Annotated in this window: 16 protein-coding genes; 7 read left to right on the forward strand and 9 right to left on the reverse strand. The window is 73.8% G+C overall.

Features of this window, described 5'->3' with window-relative positions; all coding sequences use genetic code 11:
• The first annotated feature begins 48 nt into the window (after positions 1–48).
• Positions 49–588, forward strand: a complete 540-nt coding sequence (locus tag ACGH52_RS04025) for a GNAT family N-acetyltransferase (RefSeq protein WP_399937622.1) — start codon at positions 49–51, stop codon at positions 586–588.
• A gap of 459 nt (positions 589–1047) precedes the next feature.
• Here ACGH52_RS04025 and ACGH52_RS04030 read toward each other — a convergent pair whose 3' ends face one another.
• Positions 1048–1524 (reverse strand): ATP-binding protein, encoded by a 477-nt coding sequence (locus ACGH52_RS04030; RefSeq protein ID WP_059298886.1) that lies wholly within the window; start codon positions 1522–1524, stop codon positions 1048–1050.
• 103 nt (positions 1525–1627) lie between these two features.
• Entirely contained in the window at positions 1628–2365 is a 738-nt protein-coding gene (locus ACGH52_RS04035) for a cyclopropane-fatty-acyl-phospholipid synthase family protein (RefSeq protein WP_210976872.1), read from the reverse strand.
• A 182-nt stretch (positions 2366–2547) separates the two neighbouring features.
• Here ACGH52_RS04035 and ACGH52_RS04040 point away from each other — a divergent pair, with 182 nt between their 5' ends.
• On the forward strand, positions 2548–3744 hold the full coding sequence (locus tag ACGH52_RS04040; RefSeq protein ID WP_210976873.1) for a cytochrome P450: 1197 nt from the start codon (positions 2548–2550) through the stop codon (positions 3742–3744).
• Positions 3745–3786: 42 nt separating this feature from the next.
• Here ACGH52_RS04040 and pgm read toward each other — a convergent pair whose 3' ends face one another.
• The 4 genes from pgm to ACGH52_RS04060 form a co-directional block, all read right to left on the reverse strand.
• Complete coding sequence (pgm, locus tag ACGH52_RS04045; RefSeq protein WP_210976874.1) at positions 3787–5427, reverse strand: phosphoglucomutase (alpha-D-glucose-1,6-bisphosphate-dependent); 1641 nt, start codon at positions 5425–5427, stop codon at positions 3787–3789.
• A gap of 88 nt (positions 5428–5515) precedes the next feature.
• The gene (locus ACGH52_RS04050; protein ID WP_210976875.1) at positions 5516–5944 is read right to left on the reverse strand and encodes a hypothetical protein; all 429 of its coding nucleotides are present in this window, start codon (positions 5942–5944) and stop codon (positions 5516–5518) included.
• Positions 5945–6071: 127 nt separating this feature from the next.
• Positions 6072–6812 carry a peptidase E gene (locus ACGH52_RS04055; protein WP_076977675.1) on the reverse strand — a complete coding sequence of 247 codons (741 nt, stop codon included), beginning with the start codon at positions 6810–6812 and terminating at the stop codon, positions 6072–6074.
• A 10-nt stretch (positions 6813–6822) separates the two neighbouring features.
• Positions 6823–7758, reverse strand: a complete 936-nt coding sequence (locus ACGH52_RS04060) for a LysR family transcriptional regulator (RefSeq protein WP_059298890.1) — start codon at positions 7756–7758, stop codon at positions 6823–6825.
• A 94-nt stretch (positions 7759–7852) separates the two neighbouring features.
• Between ACGH52_RS04060 and mdlC the strand changes: the two genes are divergently transcribed.
• From mdlC to ACGH52_RS04075, 3 genes are all read left to right on the forward strand, one after another.
• Positions 7853–9433 carry a benzoylformate decarboxylase gene (mdlC, locus tag ACGH52_RS04065; RefSeq protein ID WP_121703138.1) on the forward strand — a complete coding sequence of 527 codons (1581 nt, stop codon included), beginning with the start codon at positions 7853–7855 and terminating at the stop codon, positions 9431–9433.
• A gap of 44 nt (positions 9434–9477) precedes the next feature.
• On the forward strand, positions 9478–10932 hold the full coding sequence (locus ACGH52_RS04070; RefSeq protein WP_076977673.1) for a benzaldehyde dehydrogenase: 1455 nt from the start codon (positions 9478–9480) through the stop codon (positions 10930–10932).
• Between the two features lie 89 nt (positions 10933–11021).
• The gene (locus tag ACGH52_RS04075) at positions 11022–12290 is read left to right on the forward strand and encodes an MFS transporter (protein WP_399937631.1); all 1269 of its coding nucleotides are present in this window, start codon (positions 11022–11024) and stop codon (positions 12288–12290) included.
• Positions 12291–12365: 75 nt separating this feature from the next.
• Here the strand turns inward: ACGH52_RS04075 and ACGH52_RS04080 are convergent, their stop codons facing one another.
• Both ACGH52_RS04080 and ACGH52_RS04085 read right to left on the reverse strand, forming a co-directional pair.
• On the reverse strand, positions 12366–13127 hold the full coding sequence (locus ACGH52_RS04080) for a PepSY domain-containing protein (protein WP_121703141.1): 762 nt from the start codon (positions 13125–13127) through the stop codon (positions 12366–12368).
• Positions 13128–13234: 107 nt separating this feature from the next.
• Entirely contained in the window at positions 13235–14224 is a 990-nt protein-coding gene (locus ACGH52_RS04085) for a LysR family transcriptional regulator (RefSeq protein ID WP_121703142.1), read from the reverse strand.
• Between the two features lie 215 nt (positions 14225–14439).
• On the opposite strand from ACGH52_RS04085, the gene snpA reads away from it, so the two are divergent.
• Together snpA and ACGH52_RS04095 are read left to right on the forward strand one after the other, a co-directional pair.
• Entirely contained in the window at positions 14440–15123 is a 684-nt protein-coding gene (gene snpA / locus ACGH52_RS04090) for a snapalysin (protein ID WP_076977669.1), read from the forward strand.
• Between the two features lie 138 nt (positions 15124–15261).
• Entirely contained in the window at positions 15262–15522 is a 261-nt protein-coding gene (locus tag ACGH52_RS04095; protein WP_399937636.1) for a hypothetical protein, read from the forward strand.
• A gap of 18 nt (positions 15523–15540) precedes the next feature.
• On the opposite strand, the gene ACGH52_RS04100 is transcribed toward ACGH52_RS04095, so the two are convergent.
• Complete coding sequence (locus ACGH52_RS04100; protein WP_399937639.1) at positions 15541–16227, reverse strand: adenosylcobinamide amidohydrolase; 687 nt, start codon at positions 16225–16227, stop codon at positions 15541–15543.
• Positions 16228–16385 lie beyond the last annotated feature (158 nt).

A 16385-nucleotide genomic window follows, 5' to 3' on the forward strand; every position in this document is an offset into this window, starting at 1 on the left:
GCGCGTAATCCGGTCGCTCCGCCGGGCCGGACGCCGTACCTTCGCGTGATGCCCGAACTTCGAACCGATCGTCTCGTGCTCCGCGACTGGCGGACGTCCGACCTGGACCCGTGGGCGGCCATGAACGCCGATCCGGTGGTCCGCGAGTACTTCCCGGGGGTGCTGACCCGGGCCCAGAGCGAGGCGTCCGTGGCCCGCTTCCAGGCCGACCTCGACCGGCGGGGCTGGGGCTGGTGGGCGGTGGAGATCGCCGCCACCGGTGAGTTCATCGGGTTCGCCGGGCTCGATCCCGTGGAGGACGGCATGCCGTTCACCGGGGTGGAGGCGGGCTGGCGGCTGGCCCGCCCGGCCTGGGGCCACGGCTATGCCACCGAGGCCGGGCGGGCCGCGGTGGTCCACGCCTTCGAGGGCCTCGCGCTGCCGGAGGTGCTCGCGGTGACCGCGGCCGGCAACCTGCGCTCGCGGGCGGTGATGGACCGCCTCGGCATGACCTACGACCCGGCCGACGACTTCGACGACCCGGAGATCCCCGAGGGCAGCCCCCTGCGCCGCTCCGTCGTGTACCGACTCCGCGCCGGGGAGCGGTAACCGGGCGCCGCCGCGTACAGCCCCGGTTGCCCGGGGGCGACCGGGGGTCCGCAGGGCGGAGGGGTGAGATGGCGGCGGCGCGAGCGCCGTACGCGCTCACGACGGGGGCCTGCCGCCGCGCAGACCAGCGACACGCCACGGCACAGGCCGAAGGCCGTCGCCACGCAGGCCGTAGGCGCGTCGTCCCGTGCGGCGGCGGAGGCCGACCGGCCGAGGAAGCCATACCGCACAGGCAGAGGCGCGTCGCCCCCGCCCGGCGGCGGGGCAGGCCGACCGGCCAACGGCGTCGCGCCACACTGGCCGACAGCGTGATGCCGCGCGGGCCAGAGGCACGCAGCCGCCCAGACCGTAGGCGCGTCGCCGCGTGCGGCGGTGGGGTGGGCTGATCGGCCGAGAGGGCCGTACCGCGCAGGTTGAGGGCGTGATGCCGGGCGGGGTGGAGGGGCGGTGCCGGGTGTGTCAGGCCGGGTGGCTGAGGGGGGTCGTTGTGGTGGTCAGGTCGTCGGCGAGGCCCACCGCGGCCCGCATGCGCTTGCCGACCGGTTCCCGGTGCACCTCGAAGCTCTCGCAGACGGCCATGACGATCTCCAGCCCGTGCCGGCCGATCCGGCCGGGGTCCGCGGTCGCGGGCACGGGCAGCACCGGGGCGCTGTCCCACACCGTGACCTGCACCCGGTCCCCGGTCAGTTCGAGGTCGACCAGCGAGGGGCCGGGCGCGTACTTGCAGGCGTTCGTCAGCAGCTCGCTGACGACCAGTTGCACCACTTCCACCGCGCGGTCGGACACCGCGGCGCCCTGGGCCGCGTGTACGCGTGCCAGGAACTCGCGCGCCAGTTCCCGGCCTCTGGCGATGTCGCCGGGCATGCCCTGGTACTCCGCCGAAACCTTGACCGGTGCGTCACTCAGCCGGTCCCCCGTGTGGGCAGCCCCGTCCATCCGATCCGCCCTCTTCCTGAGCCTTGACCGTTACGCCAGCCCGTCTACCCCCGAATCCGGCAAACATCACCCGTCCCACCGCGACCCGTGCGGCGCGCCGGCGCTAGGCGTCCGTCGGGCGCAGGACCAGGCAGAGGAAGCCCAGGGAGTCCCGGTAGCCGCGCAGCCAGCCGTCGCGGTGGGCGGTGGCCGTCTCGAGTGCCTGAGCGCGGTCCGGGTCGGTGGGGTGGTCCAGGGCCCAGGCGGCCAGCGCGCCCGTCCAGGACCACTCGTAGTCGTCGAGTTCCGCGCGGGTGCTGATGTGCCCTCCCACGGGCGTCCAGCCGTCCGCGACGACCCGCTCCAGGGTGGTCGGCAGGTCGGTGAGGTCGCCGAGCAGCTCGACGGCCTCCGGAGACGGGTCGCGTTCCCAGAATCCGTCGCCGACCAGGACGCGTCCGCCGGGCGCAAGGTGCTCGCGTGCGGCGGCGAGGGTGGCGGCCAGGCCCCCGAAGGCGTGCGTGGAGCCGACGCACAGGACCAGGTCGAAGCGGTGCGCGGCGGGGAACCGCGCGGCGTCCGCACGGTGCAGGGTCAGCCGGTCCGCCACCCCGAGCCGGGCCGCGGCCTCGCGGGCGTGGCCGAGCGCGCTCTCGGAGGTGTCGACGCCCTCGGCCGTGAGGCCAGGGTGTCCGGTGAGGGCGCGCAGGAGCCACTCGCCGCCGCCGCAGCCCAGGTCGAGGACGCGTGCGCCGTCACCGGGGACCGCGCGGGCGAGGAGCCGGCGCACCGAGTCGTCGTCGAGCGGTGCCGCGACGGGGTGGTCGGTATGGGCGAGTCGGGAGATCTGCTGACGGTCCATCGGCGGAGCCTCGCACGGCGGCCCGGACGGCGCACCCGATTTCCGGGCGGCGACGGCCGGGCGGGTCCGGGGCCGTCCGACTCGGCGGATTCGGGGGGTGGTCGGCGTCGGACGGATGGCCGATCCTGTCGTCGAGCCGCAGCGGTCGCCGGGGCCGCACGGCCGGACTTGGGGGTGGGCACGTGGTGCAGGACGGGCGAGTCTCCGCGCGGAAGGCCGACCGGGGGCGGGCCGGGCCGACGTGCCCGGTGGACCGGGCGGCGGACGGGACCTGGCAGGTGCACGATTTCGCCGTCGCGCGGGCGCTGCTGCGCGCTCCGGGCACCGTGCAGGCGGGTCTCGGCGTCGAGACGGTGGAGAAGCTCCCGCCGCGCGTCCGCCGGCCCGTGCTCTACCGGGACGGCCCCGAGCACCGGGAGCACCGCAGGCAGACCGCCCGGTACTTCACTCCTCGCCGGGTGAACGAGCACTACCGCGGGCCGATGGTCCGGATCGCCGAGGAGCAGCTGGCCGTCCTGCGCTCGGCGGGCGAGGCCCCGCTCTCCGATCTGGCCTTCGGTCTGGCCATCGGCGTGGTGAGCGAGGTCGTCGGGCTGCGGTACGGCAGGCCCGGCATCCGCCGCAGGCTGGAGCGGTTCTTCCCCGAGGAGTTCGGCGAGCCCGGACTGACCAGTGTCCGGGGCCTGTACTGGCTGGTGCGGCAGAACACCAACTGGCTGCGCGTCCACCTGGCCGACGTGCGCCCCGCCGTCCGCGCGCACCGGCGCCGTGCGCACGACGACCTGATCTCCCACCTGATCGCGGAGGGCTGCTCGGACGTCGAGATCCTCGGCGAGTGCCTGACGTTCGCCGCGGCCGGCATGGTCACCACGCGCGAGTTCGTGTGCCTGGCCGCCTGGCACCTGTTCTCGGACGACGAACTGCTCGGCCACTACCGGTCGGCGGACGAGACCGGGCGCCTCGCCGTCCTCCAGGAGCTGCTGCGGCTGGAGCCCGTCATCGGGCGGTTGCGCAGGCGGGCCACCGAGCCGGTGGAGCTGCCCTGTCCCGACGGGCCGGTGACGGTGTGCCCCGGCGAGTACGTCGAGGTCCACCTGGACGACGTCAACACGGACCCGGGGGCCGTGGGCGAAGAGCCGCTGCTCGTCCGCCCGGAACGCGCCGAGGCGGTCGGTGCGGGGCTCTCCTTCGGCGACGGACCGCACCGATGCCCCGGCGCGCACATCGCGCTGCTGGAGACGGACGTGTTTCTCAGCCGCCTGTTCGCCCTCGACGGGGTCCGGATGACCGCTGAGCCGCGCGTCGCCTTCCAGGAGGCCATCGACGGCTACGAGATCCGCGACCTGACCGTGGCGCTCCCCCGGGCCGGTCGCGGCTGACCGGCCCGGGAACGACCGACGTACGGCGTCGGCGGTGCGGTGTCAGCCGCCCAGGGCGCCCAGGACGACGTCCTTGGCCTCGTCCTGGACCTGCCGGAGGTGGTCCGCGCCGAGGAACGACTCGCCGTAGATCTTGTAGACGTCCTCGGTGCCGGAGGGGCGGGCCGCGAACCAGGCGTTCTCCGTGGTCACCTTGATGCCGCCGATCGGGGCGCCGTTGCCGGGTGCCTCGGTGAGCACGCCGGTGACCGCCTCCCCGGCGAGGGTGTCGGCCGTGACCTGGGCCGGGGACAGCTTGGCCAGCCGGGCCTTCTCCTCGCGGGTGGCGGGGGCGTCGATGCGGGCGTAGGCCGGTTCGCCGAACCGGGCGGTGAGCGCGGCGTAGTGCTCGGAGGGGGTCTTGCCGGTGACGGCGGTGATCTCGGAGGCGAGCAGGGCCAGGATGATGCCGTCCTTGTCGGTGGTCCACACGGAGCCGTCCCGGCGCAGGAACGACGCCCCGGCGGACTCCTCGCCGCCGAAGCCGAGGGAGCCGTCGACCAGCCCGTCCACGAACCACTTGAAGCCCACGGGCACTTCGACCAGGCGGCGGCCGAGGTCGGCGGCGACCCGGTCGATCATGCCGGAGGACACCAGTGTCTTGCCCACGCCCGCGTCGGCCGGCCAGTCGACGCGGTGGGCGTAGAGGTAGGCGATGGCGGTGGCGAGGTAGTGGTTGGGGTTCATCAGGCCGCCGTCGGGGGTGACGATGCCGTGGCGGTCCGCGTCGGCGTCGTTGCCCGTGGCGATGGTGAAGCGGTCGCGCCGCTCGATCAGGGAGGCCATCGCGTGCGGGGACGAGCAGTCCATCCGGATCTTGCCGTCCCAGTCCAGCGTCATGAACCGCCAGGTCGGGTCGGCGAGCGGGTTGACCACCGTCAGGTCGAGGCGGTGCTGCTCGGCGATCCTGCCCCAGTAGGCGACGGAGGCGCCGCCCAGCGGGTCCGCGCCGATGCGCACGCCGGCCGAGCGGATCGCGTCGAGGTCCAGGACGTTCGGCAGGTCGCGGACGTAGGCGTCGAGGAAGTCGTGGCGGCCGGTGCCGGGGGCGGCGAGCGCCCGCGCGTAGGGGATGCGCCGTACGTCCTTCAGCCCGGCCGCGATGATCTCGTTGGCCCGGTCCTGGATCCAGGAGGTGGCGTCCGAGCCCGCGGGACCGCCGTTCGGCGGGTTGTACTTGAACCCGCCGTCGGCGGGCGGGTTGTGCGAGGGCGTGACGACCACGCCGTCGGCGAGGCCCGAGGTGCGGCCCCGGTTGTGGGTGAGGATGGCGTGGGAGACCGCCGGGGTGGGGGTGTAGCCGTCCGCGCTGTCGATGCGGACGGTCACGTCGTTGGCGGCGAACACCTCCAGTGCGGTGACCCGCGCGGGCTCGGACAGGGCGTGGGTGTCGGCGCCCAGGAAGAGCGGGCCGTCGGTGCCCTGTGCCGAGCGGTACTCGCAGATGGCCTGGCTGGTGGCGGCGATGTGGTCCTCGTTGAACGCCGACGCCAGGGACGAACCCCGGTGTCCGGACGTCCCGAAGGCCACGCGCTGCCCCGGCTCCGCCGGGTCCGGGTGCAGGGCGTAGTACGCCGTCACCAGCCGGGCGACGTCGATCAGGTCCTCGGGGCCGGCCGGCTGGCCGGCTCGGTCGTGCTGCATGCGCCCACTCCTCCGCATAGGTCGGGACTTCGCTCGCGAGTCCCATCTTCCCCTGTCCGGGCAGTGGTGCCGTACGTCGCGGCCGGTGTCAGATCCGGCCGCCGGTGAGGCGGGTGAGGGGACCGTGCGTGTGGCGTCCGGCGCGGCGGCCCATCGCGTACGACGCGGCGGTCACGGCGGTGAGGCCGGCGCCGACCCCGGCGGCGACGAGCTTGCGCTGGGCGACCACCGTCCAGGCGGTCTTGGCCGTGGCCGCGACCTGCTCCGAGGTGGCGACGACGGCCTGGCGGCCGGCCGCGACGCCCTTGGCCGCCGTCTGCACGGCGCCGTTCGCCGCGTCGGCGGAACGCTGGGCACCGGCCTTGGCCGCCGACGCGGCGTCACTCGCCTTGCCCGCGGCGGCCTGTCCCGCCCGTGCGGCGGGCGCGGTCGTCTTCTCGGCGGCGTCGCGAGCCTTGGACTCGACGGTCCGCGTGCTGGTGGGCTTCTTGCTCGTGTCCTTGTTCGGATCGCTCATGGACACCGCCTTGCCCCTCACCGCGTCGGCAAACGCGTCCGTCCCGCTCCGGTGCGCCACCGGCCGGTCCCGGCACTCAACGAAGCTTTGCCGCAGGGGTGTTGTCCCGATCACCGCCGCGGCCGGTTCACCGCCGCGGACCGGGCAGGTCGCGCGGCTCCAGCCGCTCCTCGACCGCGGTGTCACCGTCGCGTACCACCACGTAGGCGCCCTTGCCCGGGACTTCGGTGACCGCCTCCACCAGTTCGGTGCCGCGGTAGACGAGGCCGACGCCGTCGTCCGTGCAGTGGGCCGTCGGGAGGGTGCCGTCGGCGACGAGCCGGTGGATCAGGGGGCGGCGGCCCGGGTCGACGTCGTAGTGGACGCCGTTGCCGTAGGGCAGGAAGCCCAACGCGTCGGTGATCGGGCGCAGTTCGGGACCGAAGGAGTCGGTCGCGCCGCCCCGGAACCAGCACAGGGAGCCCGCGCTCACGCCGCTGAGCACGACGCCAGCCTCCCAGGCCTTGCGCAGGACCCGGTCCAGGCCGTGCACGCGCCACACGGCCAGCAGGTTGGCCACCGATCCGCCCATCACCCAGACGACGTCCTGGGCGAGCACGGTCTCCTCGACGTCCTCGACGTTGGGCATCGGGAACAGGTGCAGCGGTGTCAGGTCGAACCCAGCGACGCGGGCGGCCTCCGTCATGCGGGCGGTGAAGTGCTCGGCGTCCCCTATGGCGGTGCCCACGTACAGGACGCGGGGGCGCCGGCCGTGCGCGCCCGAGAGGTCCACCGCGTGGTGGACCAGGGCGTCGAAGGCGACCATGGTCCGGCCGCCCGCGCGGTGGCCGCCCGAGGTGGCGAGGATGGTGGGTTCCGGTGCCGTCATGGCGGTGATCCTAACGACGGCTCGACGGCGGCAGTTGGGCCGCGCTCACCTGCTCGCCCAGCACCTCGGCCAGGAACCGCACGAGCCAGCGCTGGGCCGGGCTGCGGGAGGACTCGTGCCGTGCGTACAGGGCGATCTCGATGGGCTCGGTCTCGAACGGCAGCCGCACCAGGCGCACCCGGTGGGAGGCGGTGAAGACCTCGCCGACGTACTCCGGGACGATGGCCACCAGGTCGGTCTGTTCCAGCAGGTAGGGCAGCATCGAGAAGCGGGTGGCGTCCACGGCCACCCGTTCCAGGAGCCCGTGGGCGCCCAGCAGGGCCCTCGGCGTGACGTGGCCGCTCGGCCCGAAGACCGTCGCGTGGTGCTCGGCCGCGAGGTCGGCCGGTGTGACCGCGTCGCCCCGCACGCGCGGATGGTCGGCCGCGACCATCAGGACGTAGCGCTCGCGGAAGAGCGGGATGCGCACGGTGAGGTGCGAGGTGATCACCGGGGTGGCCACGAACGCGTCGAGGTCGCCGCGGCGCAGCTGCCCCTCGGCGTCCTCCACGTCGAAGGGGCGGACGGTGAAGGAGACCCCCGGCGCCCGCTCGCGCGCGGCGGCCACGAGTCGCGGCAGCAGCGTGGCCTCGCCGAGGTCGGACAGGGCGATGGTGAAGCGGCCCGACATGGTCCCGGCGTCGAAGACGTCGCCCTGGCGGACCGTCCCGTCGATCTCCGCCAGCGCGCGCTGGAGCGGCAGGTACAGCCGTCGTGCGCCGGCGGTGGGGGTCAGCCCGCGTCCGTTGCGGCGGAACAGCTCGTCGTCGAAGTGCCGGCGCAGCTTGCCCAGGCTGTAGCTGACGGTGGGCTGCGTGACGTGCAGCGTCTCGGCGGTGGCCGTGACGCTGCCGGTCTCGTAGAGCAGCACGAAGACGCGGGCCAGGTTGAGATCGAAGGTGCCCATATCGACGGACTCTATATCGGAGTGGCGAAACATCTATTGGTGCCCATGTCGCGGGGTGCCTAGCGTGTGCCGCGTCACTTCGAAAGGAACGCCCGTGCCATCCGTGCGCCGTGTCTCCCACGATTTCCTGGAGCGCCAGGGCCTCACCACCGTCTTCGGCAATCCGGGCTCCAACGAGCTGCCCTTCCTCGCCGGACTGCCCGACGGCTTCCGCTACGTCCTCGGTCTGCACGAGGGCGCCGTCGTCGGCATGGCCGACGGCTACGCCCAGGCGACCGGCCGCCCGGTGCTGGTCAACCTGCACGCCGCCTCCGGTTCCGGCAACGCGATGGGTGCCCTGACGAACGCCGTCGCCTCCCGTACGCCGCTCGTGGTGGTGGCCGGGCAGCAGGTGCGCCCCGCCATCGGCCCGGAGGCCAACCTGGCCAGCGTCGACGCCCCCGCCCTGATGAAGCCGCTGGTCGGCTGGGCGGCGGAACCGGCGTGCGCCGGGGACGTGCCCCGCGCGCTCGCCCAGGCCGTCTTCGAGGCGCGGCTCCAGCGCCGGCCGACGTATCTGTCGGTGCCGTACGACGACTGGTCGGCCGAGGTCGACGGCAACGCCCTGGCCGTGCTCGACCGGCGGGTGCTGCGGGCCTCGGTGCCGGACGGTGAGCAGCGCCGGTGGCTCGTGGAGCGGGTCGCCGCGGCCCGGCGCCCCGCGCTCGTGCTGGGCGGGGACATCGACTCGGCCGGCCGCTTCGACGACGCGGTGCGGCTGGCCGAGCGCCTGGGCGGTCCGGTGTGGGCGGCGCCCTCGCAGTTCCGGCTGCCGTTCCCGAACCGGCATCCGCAGTTCCGGGGTGTGCTGCCCGCCGGGATCGCGCCGGTCTCGGCGGCGTTCGAGGGCCACGACCTGGTCCTCGTGCTGGGCGCGCCGGTCTTCCGCTACCACGAGCACCTGCCCGGCCGGTACCTGCCCGAGGGCACCCGGCTGATCCAGGTGACCGAGGACGCCTCCGCCGCCGCGCGGGCGCCGATGGGCGAGGCGCTGGTCGCCGACCCGGGTGCCGTCATCGACGTACTCCTGGAGGCTCTCGACGCCGCCGACGGGCCCGCGGAGCCGTACCGGCCGGTGCCGGAACCGCTCACCGCCGAGGGGCCGGCGCTCCACCCCGAGCAGGTCTTCGCCGCGCTGCGCGAGGAGATGCCCGAGGACACCGCGTACGTCGTCGAGTCGACGTCGACCAACGCGGCGTGGTGGCGCCAGATGGACCTGCGCCGTCAGGGCTCCTACTACTTCCCGGCGGCCGGCGGCCTCGGTTTCGGGCTGCCCGGCGCGGTCGGCGTCGCGATGGCCCAGCCCGGCCGTCCGGTGGTCGGCGTGATCGGGGACGGCTCGGCCAACTACGGCATCACCGCCCTGTGGACGGCCGCGCAGCACCGGGTACCGCTGACCGTCGTACTGCTGCGCAACGGCACGTACGGGGCGCTGCGCTGGTTCGGCGGTCTGCTCGGGGTGCCGGACGCGCCCGGGCTCGACATCCCGGGCCTGGACTTCACCCGCATCGCGGAGGGCTACGGCGTCCGCGCCCAGCACGTCGGCGGGGTGGCTCAGCTGCGCGCCGCACTCGCCGAAACGCCGGACCACCCCCGGCTGATCCAGGTGGACACGGCACTCACCACACCTTCTTGAACCCAACGCGAACCCGACCGAAGATCCCGACGAGAGGGAAGACGATGACACTCCTGGACAGCGCCGTCTGGGGCGGGAAGTTCCACAGCGACGGCTGGCAGGACTCCCCCACCGAGCAGCCGGTCACCGAGCCAGCCACCGGCGACCGGCTCGGCACGGTGGGCCTGGCCACGGCCGCGGACGTGAACCGCGCCGCCGCCCGGGCCGCCGAGGCCCAGCGCGGGTGGGCGGCGACCTCGCCGCAGCGGCGGGCCGCCGTGCTGCGGCGCGCGGGCGAACTGTTCACCGAGCACGCCGCCGAGATCGAGGACTGGCTGGTGCGCGAGGCGGGCTCCGTGCGGTCCAAGGCGGGCTTCGAGGCGGGGCTGGCCATCGGCGAGTGCTTCGAGTGCGCCGGGCTGCCCACGCATCCCCAGGGAGAGGTGCTCACCTCGGAGGACGCCCGCTGGTCGCTCGCCCGCCGCCGCCCCGCCGGAGTCGTCAGCGTGATCGCGCCCTTCAACTTCCCGCTCATCCTCGGCCTGCGTTCCGTGGCCCCCGCGCTGGCGCTCGGCAACGCCGTGCTGCTGAAGCCGGACCCGCGCACCGCGGTGAGCGGCGGTGTCGTCATCGCCCGGATCTTCGAAGAGGCGGGGCTGCCGGCCGGTGTCCTGCACCTGCTGCCGGGCGACGGGTCGGTCGGCCGGGCCGTCGTGGAGGCGCCCGAGGTCCGGGTGATCTCGTTCACCGGATCCACCCCGGTCGGGCGGGCCATCGGCGAGCAGGCCGGACGGCTGCTGAAGCGGGCGCACCTGGAGCTGGGCGGCAACAACGCGCTGGTCGTGCTCCCCGGCGCGGACGTGGCGAAGGCGGCCTCGGCGGGTGCGTTCGGGTCGTATCTGCACCAGGGGCAGATCTGCATGACGACCGGCCGGCACATCGTGCACGAGTCGCTGGTGGAGGAGTACACCGCCGCGCTCGCCGCGAAGGCCGAGGCCCTGCCGGTGGGCGACCCGGCCCGGGAGGACGTGGCGCTCGGACCGATCATCGACCGGCGGCAGCTGGAGCGGGTGCACGGCATCGTCACCGACAGCGTCGCGGCGGGTGCCAAGGTCGCCGCGGGCGGCGAGATCGACGGCGCGGGCTACCGCGCCACCGTGCTGACCGGCCTGACGACGGACATGCCGGCGTGGCGCGAGGAGATCTTCGGCCCGGTCGCCCCCGTCATCTCCTTCTCCACGACGGAGGAGGCCGCGCGGATCGTCAACGACTGCGAGTACGGGCTCTCGGTCGGCATCCTCGGCGACGTGGGTACGGCGATGAAGCTCGCCGACCGGATCGACTCCGGCAAGGTGCACATCAACGAGCAGACGGTGAGCGACGAGCCCAACGCCCCCTTCGGCGGGGTCAAGGCCTCCGGCACCGGCTCCCGCTTCGGCGGCGCCGCGGCCAACGTGGAGGCGTTCACCGAGACCCAGTGGCTCACGGTCCGCCCGGACATCGCCGACTACCCGTTCTGATCCCTCCGGTCACCCGTACCGGTCCCGCCCGGCCGCCCCGGCCGGTCCGGCTCCGCTCACTCACACCCGTCCCCGGGGGGAGAGTCATCATGGCTTCCACCACCACGTCCGGCGCGCCCGCGCAGACCGGCCGCACCGCCGGCGGCACCTGGACGGTGGTCCTGTGCTGGATCACCGTCCTGCTGGAGGGCTACGACCTCGTCGTCCTCGGCGCCATCATCCCCACCCTGCTCAAGACCCACCACCTCGGCATGACCGCGGGCGACGCCACCACCATCGCGACGCTCTCGCTGGTGGGCGTCGCCATCGGCGCGGTCTGCGTCGGTCCGCTGGCCGACCGGCTGGGCCGCCGCCGCCTGCTCATCGGCTCGGTCGTGCTCTTCTCGGTCCTCACGATCGTGGTGCCGCTGGCGAACTCCGTCGCGATGTTCGCCGCGCTGCGCCTCCTCGCCGGTCTGGGCCTGGGCGCCTGCATGCCGGTCTCGCTCACGATGATGGCCGAGCACATGCCCGCCAGCCGTCGGGCGCGGGCCAGCACCCTGACGATGACCGGCTACCACACCGGCGCGGTGATCACCTCGCTGCTGGCGCTGCAGGTGACGGACAACTGGGAGATCCTCTTCTACCTGCTCGGCGTCGTCGGCCTCGTGATCGCCGCGATCCAGTGGTTCAAGCTGCCGGAGTCGGAGGCCTTCGTGCGGGCCAAGGAGGACGGGGCACACCGCGTGCCGTTCACCGAGCTGCTCAAGCCCGCGTACCTGCGTGCGGGCATCGGCATCTGGGTCGCCTCGTTCATGGGACTGCTGCTGGTCTACGGCCTCAACACCTGGCTGCCGAAGCTGATGAACGACGCGGGCTACCCCGTGCCCACGGCCGTGACCCAGCTCCTGGTGCTGAACATCGGCGGCGTCGTCGGCCTGGTCCTCGGCGGGTTCGTGGCGGACCGGCGGGGCATCAAGGGCACCACCATGGTCTGGTTCGCGGTCTCGGTGCTGATGCTGGGGTGTCTGAGCATCAGGATGGAGAGCGACCTGCTGCTCAACGTCGTGGTCTTCTTCACCGGTGTGTTCGTCTTCTCGGCCATGGTGCTCGTCTACGCGTACGTGACGCACTTCTACCCGGCGTCCGTGCGCGGCACCGCGCTCGGCTCGGCGTCCGGGATCGGCCGGATCGGCTCGATCGTCGGCCCGTCGATCACCGGCGCGCTGGTCGCGTCGGGGGTCGGCCACCCGTGGGGCTTCTACTTCTTCGCCGCGGTGGCGGTCCTCGGCTTCCTGGCCGTGCTGACGCTGCCGCGCGGTGGTGGGGAGCCGGCCGAGGCCGCGGCGCCCGTGGCACCCGCGGCACCGGCCGGGTGACGCCCCTGACGGCATGAGGAACGGGAGCAGTGGGCCGCGCGGCCCGCTGCTCCCGTCGGTGTCGAAGGGGGTGACTCAGTCCTTGTCGACCTTCTGGCCCAGCACCTTGCCGTTGGCCGCGTCGACGGTGACGGTGGTCTTGTTCCAGTTGCCCTTGTCGACCACGTCGACGCCCCAGACGACCTGCTGGTTGTCGTTGTCGTCGAGTTCGACGTGGGTGACGGTGCCCTTGGCCTTGGCGGTGGCCGCCTTGACCGCCTGCTCCGGCGTCTGCTTGGCCTTGTCCAGCCACTCGGTGACCTGGGTCTTGTCGTCGGGGTCCTGGTCCGGGTCGGCCATGGTGCGGAAGACCTTGCCGTTCACCGCGTCGATGTCGATGCGGTGCAGGGTGCCGTCGGACTGGGCGACCTTGGCCTCCCACTCCGGGGCGCCCTCGCTGGGCGCGGGGTTCGGCATGCTCGGGCTCGCCGAGCCGGTCGGCGATCCGGTCGGCGACGCGGTGGCGTCGGCCTCCGTGCGCTTGAGTTCGAGGTCCACGAGCTTGCCCTCGGGGACCTCCTTGACGGCGGTGGCGGCGGCCTTGTCCCAGGTGACCTTCGTCGCCGAGACGAGGTCCTTGCGCTCGGTCTGGTCCGCGTTCATCGAGGCCGACGGGGAGCCGGTGGGGGACGCGGTATCGGTGCCGGTCGGGGAGGGGGACTCGGTCTGAGCCGCCTCCGCGACGCTGGAACGGTTCGTATCGGCGTTCGTGCAGGCCGTCAGCAGCAGGACGGAGGCGCCCAGGGCACCGGTCACGGCCAGCGAACGCAAGGGGGGAAGTCGTCGTGCAGAGCTCATGATGCTGTCCGTAACCGCTCCGTCACGCAGACACACCGGTCCGGTATGAAAATCACCCTATCGGCCGGGTTGGGGCGATCCTGCCGGGAGCGGGGCGCACGAAGCCTTCAGCGGGCCCGTACGAACTCCACCCGGCCGGTGCCCGTGGCGGCGGTCACCGGGCAGCGGGGCAGCGTCCGGATCCCGCCTCCTTCCAGCCACTCCCGGTATGCGGTGGACTGGCGGGCGACCTCCCAGTACGCGTCCTCCAGCGCCGGGAAGACGGCGTCCAGCTCGGCCCGGGTGCGGGCGGCCAGCAGCAGGCGCACGCCGAGGGGGTCGCCGTACAGGCGCCGTACCGCCATGTCGGGGCGGGACTGGGAGCTGGGCTGGCAGACCGTGACGACCTCGCCGGTGGCGACGAGGGAGGCGGCGGTGTGGTAATCGCCGTGCAGCACACGGGGGTTGAGGCCGACGGCGCGCAGCATGCGGTGCACGCCGTCCCATTCGCCGTCGACGGTGGGGTCGACCATCCACCGGTCGTCGGCGAGATCGGCGAGCCGGACGACGGGGCGGACGGCCGCGGGGTGGTCGGCGGGCAGCATGACGAACTGCGGTTCGCGCTCGACCAGGACCCGCAGCCGCAGACCCTCGGGGATGTGCAGCGCACTGCCCTCGACCTCGTGCACGAAGGCGACGTCGAGCTGCCCTTCGGTGACCCGGCGCAGCAGCGCGTTGGCGGAGACGTCCATCTGCAGGGTGGGCTCCAGGCCCGGCCGTCTGAGTCGGCGCAGCCAGCCGGCCAGGGCGCGGCTGGCCGTGGAGCCGACCCGCAGCCTGCTGTCGCCGCCGGCCGCCGCGGCGCGGGCCTCGCGGACCAGGGTGCTCATGTCGGCCAGCAGCGGCCTGGCCCGCCCGAGGACCGTCCGGCCGAGCGGGGTGGGTCGGCAGCCGGTGCGCTCCCGGGTGAACAGGGGGCCGCCCAGGGCCTGTTCGATACGGGTCAGCTGGGTGCTCAACGTGGGCTGCGCGACGCCCAGTTGGCGTGCCGCCCGGTGCAGGCTGCCGGCGTCGGCGATGGCGCACAGTGCGCGTAGGTGCCTCACCTCGAGCTCCATGCAGGGAGCGTAAAGCGGAACAGTTGGTTGCGCCAGGTGAACAAAACGCGGCGGAACAGGGCGAGTTCTGCACACTGGTCAAAGCCGCAACGGGTGGCCGGACGGGGGGTGATAGCCCGGTCCTATCACCGGTTGCCATCATCACAGCGGGCTCACGGGCGCCCCACACTCGCCGATGACGACTTCTCCCCACTCCCCCACTCAAGGAGTCATCGATGCGTATCAGCCTGCCCCTGCTGTCCACCGCGGTCGGTCTCGGACTGACGGCGGCCGTGCTCGGCACCGGCCCCGCCGCGACGGCCGCGGCGCCCCAGGAGCCGGTCCGGGCCGCCCAGCTCGGTTACCAGCCCTCGGCCGGTTCGGGCGAGGACGCGGCCGCCAACCGGGCGTTCTTCGAGGCGGTCGTCAAGTCCGTCGCCGAGAAGCGCGCCGCCAACCCGTCGGCCGCCGCGGCCGTCACGGTCTACTACAGCGCCACCAACGCGCCGAGCTTCCGTTCGCAGATATCCCGCTCGGCCCAGATCTGGAACAGCTCGGTGTCCAACGTGCGGCTCGCGGAGTCCGGTTCGGGTGCGGACTTCGCGTACTACGAGGGCAACGACTCGCGCGGCTCGTACGCCTCCACCGACGGGCACGGCAGCGGGTACATCTTCCTCGACTACCGGCAGAACCAGCAGTACGACTCGACCCGCGTGACCGCCCACGAGACCGGGCACGTGCTCGGCCTGCCCGACCACTACTCCGGGCCGTGCAGCGAGCTGATGTCGGGCGGCGGCCCCGGCCCGTCCTGCACCAACCCCTACCCGAACGCCAACGAGCGCAGCCGGGTGAACCAGCTGTGGGCGTACGGCTTCCAGGCCGCGCTCGACAAGGCGCTGGAGAAGGCCTCCCAGCGCTGACACCGGCGGTGGACCCTCGTGGGGGCGGCCCGGCCGGGCCGCCCCCACGCACGTACGCGCTCCCCTCCCCGTCGCTTGCGCAACGTCCCCGGGGGTAAGCGGTGTTCACTCTGCAGTGAGATACCGAAGGAGACGGACGTGGACGAGCGGAAGGCACCTGTCGACGACGGTCTCGGCGATCTGGAGCCGGGCACGAGACAGCGCACCCAGTTGCGCGGTCGCGTCGCCGACATCGCCTGGACGGCGTTGTGCGTGGTGCTCGCGCTGTGGGCCGTGTGGAGCGCCGTCGATCTCGCGCGCGGCGCGACGGCGTGGGTGTACTGCGCGATGGCCTGGGTGCTGCTCGCCGTGGCGCTGAGCCTGCGGGCGGCGGCGGTCCGGCGCAGGACCTCGCTGTAGCGCAAGCGGTTCCCGGCCTCACGAGGAGGTGGGCAGGGCGGCGCCCACGGCCCGGTGGACGGCCCGGGCGAGCCGGGCGCCCCACTCGGAGCGGGGACCGGCGAAGGCGTGCACCTCGACGCCCTCGCGCGGGGACCGGGCGGCGACGCACACCGCGTCGGTGGGGGTGCCGGAGCAGTCGAGACCGGCGTCGAGCAGCGCCTGGACCTTGGCCTCGGTCGCCGTCATCACGGCGTTGACCAGGGCGGCGTCGCTCAGGGCGACGGGCAGCGCGGCGACGATGTTGACGGTTCCCGGAAGCGCGGCCCCGGTGGCGCACTCCTGCGGCGCGGCCGCCCAGCCGCGTACCGAGATCCCGGCGGTCGCGAGGGCCTCCGCCCCGCCGTCGTGCGCCCGGCCGTGGGCGGACACGTCGGCGGCGGTCATCAGGCCCACGCCCGGCCCGCGGGCACCGGCGGCACGGGCCAGGACGGCCAGGTGCCGTGCGGGGTCGGTGCGCCGGTAGCCGTGGGCGACCTGGGCGTTGAGCACCCAGGCACGCTCGGCGATCCCGCCGCCCAGCACCGCGCTGCTGACCATCCGCCAGCCCGGCCCCGGGCTCCACAGCAGGGCGTGCAGCCGTTCGCCGTCCTCCACCCGGGTCAGGTGGCGCGGGTCCAGCAGACGGGCGGCCCCGGTGCGGGACGGCGGCAGGAGGGCGGGCACGGGTCGGGACTCCCAGCGGTGATCGACGGAGGTCGGCGGAGGTCGGAGGCGGACCGGACGATCGTACTCAGTGCCGGTGTCCCGGCGGCCGCCCGGCCGGTGCGTCGCGGGGCGCATTGCGGAGCCGGGTCAGGGCACCTTCACTGAACACAACTTCG

It is taken from the genome of Streptomyces sp. BBFR25 (genome assembly GCF_044590125.1).
GTDB lineage: Bacteria > Actinomycetota > Actinomycetes > Streptomycetales > Streptomycetaceae > Streptomyces > Streptomyces canus_D.

Coding starts and splice junctions, on each gene's coding strand:
- pgm (WP_210976874.1), bottom strand. CDS start 5,427: ATGCAGCACGACCGAGCCGGCCAGCCGGCCGGCCCCGAGGACCTGATC.
- ACGH52_RS04035 (WP_210976872.1), bottom strand. CDS start 2,365: ATGGACCGTCAGCAGATCTCCCGACTCGCCCATACCGACCACCCCGTC.
- ACGH52_RS04025 (WP_399937622.1), top strand. CDS start 49: ATGCCCGAACTTCGAACCGATCGTCTCGTGCTCCGCGACTGGCGGACG.
- ACGH52_RS04030 (WP_059298886.1), bottom strand. CDS start 1,524: ATGGACGGGGCTGCCCACACGGGGGACCGGCTGAGTGACGCACCGGTC.
- ACGH52_RS04050 (WP_210976875.1), bottom strand. CDS start 5,944: ATGAGCGATCCGAACAAGGACACGAGCAAGAAGCCCACCAGCACGCGG.
- ACGH52_RS04060 (WP_059298890.1), bottom strand. CDS start 7,758: ATGGGCACCTTCGATCTCAACCTGGCCCGCGTCTTCGTGCTGCTCTAC.
- snpA (WP_076977669.1), top strand. CDS start 14,440: ATGCGTATCAGCCTGCCCCTGCTGTCCACCGCGGTCGGTCTCGGACTG.
- ACGH52_RS04070 (WP_076977673.1), top strand. CDS start 9,478: ATGACACTCCTGGACAGCGCCGTCTGGGGCGGGAAGTTCCACAGCGAC.
- ACGH52_RS04080 (WP_121703141.1), bottom strand. CDS start 13,127: ATGAGCTCTGCACGACGACTTCCCCCCTTGCGTTCGCTGGCCGTGACC.
- ACGH52_RS04055 (WP_076977675.1), bottom strand. CDS start 6,812: ATGACGGCACCGGAACCCACCATCCTCGCCACCTCGGGCGGCCACCGC.
- ACGH52_RS04075 (WP_399937631.1), top strand. CDS start 11,022: ATGGCTTCCACCACCACGTCCGGCGCGCCCGCGCAGACCGGCCGCACC.
- ACGH52_RS04085 (WP_121703142.1), bottom strand. CDS start 14,224: ATGGAGCTCGAGGTGAGGCACCTACGCGCACTGTGCGCCATCGCCGAC.